The organism is Endozoicomonas sp. SESOKO4 (assembly GCF_024606275.1).
The window spans coordinates 1-5756 of record NZ_JAHHPS010000269.1; the positions used below are offsets into that span (position 1 = coordinate 1).

Below are 5756 nucleotides of genomic sequence, written 5' to 3' on the forward strand. Positions count from 1 at the left end.
GATCAGGTGGTAAATGATGCCGATTATACAGTTATCAGAAGAAGAGATGCTGACGATGCGGTGGTGATGTCCCTGGATCATTTCAACGCTTTAATGGAAACAGTGCATCTACTCAAAAGCCCCGAGAACGCCACGCATCTGGAAAGGTCCATTCAGCAGTTTCGCAAGAGCCAAACTGAGCAACAAGGGTTAACCGATGACTGATGTACAAGCTGGACAAAGGAGGCGAGGGCAGACTACCTGTACTGGCAGAAACAAGACAAGAAAACACTCAAACGTATCAACAAGATGATTGCTGATACGCAACGTAATCCGTTTATGGGCATAGGGAAGCCGGAGCCACTAAAAGAAAACCTTTCCGGCTTCTGGTCTAGCAGAATTGATGACACTAACCGTCTGGTTTATGTGGCTGAAGGCAACACCCTGACTATTATTTCCTGTCGTTATCACTACGATTCCTGATGAGAAAGGGCATAAGTTTTAGCAGGCTTCAGACATATTACAGTTAATCTGCTGAACAACACGAAAACCTTCAAAGCAGGCCTGAAGAGAAAACAAAAGAAAGCCGCTATGAGTACATGCTATCTGGCTGAAGTCTTTGCTGGGGAGGTACTTTCATGATTTTGCCGTGGTTTGGCGCATGATTGTAAATCCTGGTTTTCTTTAGACCTATGTGCCCAAGAAATCGACTGTTTAGTTTTAAAGCTATAGAGCTTCATTCTGAGGGTATTTCACACATTAGCCATAAAAGGAGATGCCATGGCAAGTTCAATAGCTGTTATTTTGTACAGTATTATTGGTAGAAATGCCAAAAGTGCAAATAACTCACTTGCGGCCTATTCAGGGCAGTAGGTAAAGTGGTTCATAGGATGTTGATAATTAATGACTTTTCGATAGGTTGAAAAGTTGGGATATATCTCAAGTGAGTTAATTCTCCCTGATTTAGGTGGATATGCCGCGTGTGAGTGTAATATCTGATAGCACTCGCTTGAGATCTAATAGCTGTTAGGTATCAAAATATGATAAACAATAACAATAAAAACAACCCAATAATCAGTCCGGTAACATAAGCATGGAATTGTTCAGTCTCATAGAAAGCTACCCTCTCGAAACCTTGCTTGGTGTCTTGAGCAGCCTTGCATTGGGCTATCTTCTCAGAATCAGTTTTAGCCAACGGCAGAGACTGAACAGCATCAACCAAACCATTATTTCTGCTTTTACTCCTGAGCTCAACCGGCTCACTGAGAATCAGGATAAGGTTATCGACGTTATGGATGATACTGCTTACAGGAAGCATGAAGCCAGTATACGGGACAATCTTGAACGGTTGCCTTTTATCCAGCGTTATCGCTTGAGAAAGGCTTGGGAACGACTGGCTTATGGTGAAAACAAGGAACAGGGTAAATTTCTTTGCTATGAGCAATACGCTGATTGCTATTCTATTAGCGAAAACAAAAAACTCAGAAACCTTGCTATCCATCGTATAAATTCCATTCTTGAAATTTGTGCATAAACCTAACAAAAGCAGCCAAAGGGACGCTCACTGTGTTCGCCGCCCTTGCTGCCAGCGTTAGCTTCCAGTGCCATTCCAAAGCTCAGGGTATGATCCATAATGTTGTTCAGGTAGAATTATCATGTTGTATTTTACAGAATGGCAGTGGCATTTTAGAGGTGCGATATGGATTTTAGTTCACTAAAAGGAGCATATGACGGTTTTAAGCATGCTAAGGATATTTTTCAGCTTCTTTTGGAGGCCAAAATAGATAGTGAAGCAAAAGAAAAAGTCAATGCAGCCATGCGTGCGCTAACTGAAGCACAAGATAGTCTTTTTAATACCCAGTCAGTTTTGTTTTCACTTCAGGATGAAAATAAAAAGCTTCAGGAAAAAATAGCTGAATACAATGCATGGGATGAGAAATTTAAAGCCTATGAGCTTGTTGAAACTCCAGGAAGAGCAATTGTATATCAGTCACAAAATAGCCCCAAACATTATGCTTGCCCAGCATGTATGGAAGAAAAACGCATATCTATTTTACAAGATAGAAAAGTCGCTTCTGGAGTCTTTGACTGTCCGTATAAGAAATGCTCAGCAACATATGGTATCAACGAATTTCCAATACTGAAAAGTAGCGTCACATTCCAAGAGTAAGTGGTTAAGGCGGAGAAGGAAGCTAACAAATGCTTCCAGTTCGTTCCGGGGCTTCGCCCCTCCACCCGACGCCGCCGACGGCGGCGCGGCTGAAGCAGGCGTTAGCTGCCCGCGAAGCGGGTGGATCACACAAGACAGAATTGAACTTAACCAAGGAAACCTAAAAGAATGCCTAGAGCATCAGAATTTGCATCATATGTTTTTATAAAGAACGATCTGAGTAATCTTGGTTGGAATACTAGAAATCCAAGTCGAAATGCAGAGGGCCAACTATATACGCAACAAGAGTGTTTGGATAATGCTGATATAGCTGAGGGGCTAGGAAGACAAAAGCCTGAGTATGTTGTTAAGGTAAAAGAGGATGCTTTCTGGGTTATAGAAGCCAAGAACACCTTAGATAAAATAGATATTGCCTTCAGAGAGGCTGTTGATTATGCAAAAGATATAAACCAATCTGATGCGGTTAAAGCAAAAATCGTTACCGGCGTTGCCGGTAACGATGATGATGGATACTTGGTTCAAACCGCATATATATCAACTGCTGGCGCAGTTGATATTGTCGAATATAACAGTAAAACAATAACCGGTTTCTTATCGCCTGATCAGGCTAACTATCTAATAGATAATGAAACACACATCCTGAATGAACTGGTTACCGATGAATCAATACTTCTAAATATTGCCGAGCAAATTAACGAAGATCTGCATAAGGCTTCAATTAATAAAGATCTCCGTGCAACGGTAATGTCTTCCGTGTTACTGGCTATGGTATCTGACACTCTGCCAAATTTTAATGCATCTCCAGATGTATTTATTAAAGATATAAATAACAGAGCGGAAGATGTTTTAATTAATCATGCAAAGAGGGAGTTTGCCGAGTACATCGAGCTAAGACTCCCACAAGAAGATGCCGCAAAAGCAAAATATAAAGCTGCTGTTGTAAAAGTTTTCTTCCTTTTAAGAAAAATCAATATTAAAGCAGCGATGGATGGCAGCCATGATTTACTAGGTAAATTCTACGAAGTTTTCTTGAAGTATGGGAATGGTGCAAAAGACATTGGCATAGTTTTGACTCCTAGGCATATAACAGAATTTTCAAGCCATATCCTAAATATCAACTCTAATGATTTGGTCTATGATCCCGCGTGTGGGACAGGTGGCTTCCTTGTAGCGGCATATGATAGGGTGAGATTGAAAGAGCCCGATGACGTTGAAATGTTTAAGAAGCATAAGATATTTGGTATCGAACAACAGGCAAATGTCGCATCGCTTGCAATTGTTAATATGATCTTTAGAGGGGATGGCAAGAACAATATTATCAATGGTGATTGTCTCGCTAAGAATTTAAATAGAAAAATTAGAAATGGAGAGCTTTCGGCAGAATATATCGAAGAGGAAGGAGAAAGAAAGCCAGTAACGAAAGTCCTCATGAATCCACCTTTTGCATTAAAGCGGGATGATGAACAAGAATTTACTTTTATAGATCACGCATTAAGGCAAATGAGTGACAATGGCCTGCTCCTTTCCGTGATTCCGATTTCTGTAATGTATTCCGGCGCAAAAGATCTAGCTTGGCGAAAGAGGCTAATTCAAACTAATAGCGTTGTTTCGGTTATCAGCTTTCCAAATGATCTGTTTTATCCGCAAGCTAGTGTGGAGCCTGTAATTGTTGTGATAAAGAAAGGTGTTAAGCATACAGCAAATACAAAAACACTTTTCGTAAGGATAACGGATGACGGGTTTATCAAACTGAAGAAGCGCAGATTGCCGCATGATAATTCGAACCAGCTAGATTTACTCCAAAATGATATAAAGGCTTTTATCGAAGGTGAGGAAATAAACGAGATACCTGGTGTGATTCAGGCTAAGAATATAGATATTGATTCCAGCACTCTAGAAATCATACCTCAAGAGCATTTAGACAACTCGCAACTGGATTTAGATGAACTCAAGAAGTCTATGGGGTCAATTTACTCTGAATTGGTCTTCCAACAAATTAGAAAAGGGCTAAATTAATGTTGATTTCAGAAATTTTTGAAATGACTCCGGCCAAATCAAAAAGTACAGACGACTATACAAAAGGACCTGTTGCTTTTGTAACCAACACAGAAATGAACAATGGTGTTGTGTCGTATGTCGAGCCCTTCGATGGAGATAAAGTTTTTGAAGGGCCAGCGATATGTATTTCTGGGTTAGGCCATGCAACAGTCCATCTTTCACCTTTTTTGCCTAAGGGGAATGGAGGAGATTCGTGTACAGTTCTTATACCAAAGCAAGAACTTACTAATAATGAACTTCTTTACTACGCATCACTATTTAACACTTTGCATGGATGGCGCTTTTCTTTTGGAAGAAAAACAAGCAAGCGCCGGCTTTCAAGCTTAGAACTATCTCCGTTGCATAACGAGGCACCAATAAACATTGAAGAAGAAACATCTATAAATAACAACCTGATGTTAAAGCTACTCAAAGAAAAAGAAGACGAATTTAGTGCTTAGGAAATGCACAGCTAACAAGGCGCTGCTGCCGGACAAATTTTCCGCTGCGCTCCAAATTTGCCGCAGAGCGCGGCGTTAGCTGCTAAGAGTAAATATGCACATCCCATCAAAATTTAAAGAAGAAAACTTCGATAAATTACATGAGTTTATTCAAGAGTATCCGCTTGGCACTCTGATAGTTTCAGCTGAAAATACTTTGGACGCTGACCATATTCCGTTTTATCTTCAGAAACGAAAGAATGCACAGGTAATACTTCAAAGCCATATTGCAAAAGTAAACCCTTTATGGAAAAAGGTCTCAGACGGTCAGGAGGTACTGCTTATCTTTCATGGACCAAACGCTTATATCAGCCCGAATTTTTATCCATCAAAGAAAGAAACGGGTAAAGTTGTTCCAACGTGGAATTACTCTGTCGTACACGTTAGAGGTCGAATTTTTTTCAGGCATGGAAGTGACTGGATTTTTCAGCTTCTCAAAAATATTTCTGACTTTCATGAACTAAACCAAACCCTTCCTTGGTCAGTTTCAGATGCTCCGTTTGAGTTCACTAAAAAACTGATAAATGCTGTTGTTGGTTTGGAGGTCGTCATCGATGATATAGTCGGTAACTTCAAGTTAAGTCAAAATAAAACAGCAGTAGACTATTCAGGTGTCGTAAACGGTTTGGCGGCCTCAGAAAACAATTCAGATATTTCTGTGTCCAAGCAAATGCAACAATCAGCACGCAGCTAACAAGTGCGTGGTGTCGGCAGCAAGCTGCCTGGGACGCCGCCTGCGGCGGCACCCCACACGCAGGCGTTATGCGTCAAAGATAGAGAGTTAGGTTCTTGGATTTAGAGAATTTATTTGAAGAAGCGGTAGATGAGAATGACTCTGAAAAACTAGAGAAGTTTCTCCAGTTGCTAATGAAAGAATGGGTATATTTCTTTTTACTAGAAACAGGTGGTAGAGATACTCCTGTAAGCACAGATAAAGTTGAGCACATAATTACGACTGGAAAAGACAATCCAATTAATGTCCCAACTATAAACAATGAAGATGGAAGCCATGGTGTAATTTACACAAATATGGAGCTTGCCCTGAATTGTGCAGAATTTAGGTGTAAAGT

Annotated in this window: 7 protein-coding genes and 1 pseudogene; all 8 read left to right on the top strand. The window is 40.4% G+C overall.

Annotation, left to right across the window (positions count from 1 at the left end; translation table 11 throughout):
• Nucleotides 1-204 (top strand): type II toxin-antitoxin system Phd/YefM family antitoxin (locus tag KDK16_RS04895; RefSeq protein WP_257274935.1); only part of this gene is annotated, 204 nt, incomplete at its 5' end.
• Between the two features lie 9 nt (nt 205-213).
• A pseudogene (locus KDK16_RS04900) lies at nt 214-462 on the top strand (Txe/YoeB family addiction module toxin); the annotation flags it as partial.
• A 610-nt stretch (nt 463-1072) separates the two neighbouring features.
• Nucleotides 1073-1513 (top strand): hypothetical protein, encoded by a 441-nt coding sequence (locus KDK16_RS04910; protein WP_257274936.1) that lies wholly within the window; start codon nt 1073-1075, stop codon nt 1511-1513.
• Nucleotides 1514-1678: 165 nt separating this feature from the next.
• Nucleotides 1679-2149, top strand: coding sequence for a hypothetical protein (locus tag KDK16_RS04915; protein ID WP_257274937.1), 471 nt, complete (start codon nt 1679-1681; stop codon nt 2147-2149).
• Nucleotides 2150-2317: 168 nt separating this feature from the next.
• Nucleotides 2318-4165, top strand: coding sequence for a class I SAM-dependent DNA methyltransferase (locus KDK16_RS04920; protein WP_257274938.1), 1848 nt, complete (start codon nt 2318-2320; stop codon nt 4163-4165).
• Nucleotides 4165-4647 carry a restriction endonuclease subunit S gene (locus tag KDK16_RS04925; RefSeq protein ID WP_257274939.1) on the top strand — a complete coding sequence of 161 codons (483 nt, stop codon included), beginning with the start codon at nt 4165-4167 and terminating at the stop codon, nt 4645-4647. Before KDK16_RS04920 ends, KDK16_RS04925 begins: the two co-directional genes overlap by 1 nt.
• A 94-nt stretch (nt 4648-4741) precedes the next feature.
• Complete coding sequence (locus tag KDK16_RS04930) at nt 4742-5380, top strand: FMN-binding negative transcriptional regulator (protein WP_257274940.1); 639 nt, start codon at nt 4742-4744, stop codon at nt 5378-5380.
• A gap of 95 nt (nt 5381-5475) precedes the next feature.
• The coding region (locus KDK16_RS04935; protein WP_257274941.1) for a hypothetical protein at nt 5476-5756 on the top strand (281 nt) is incomplete at its 3' end.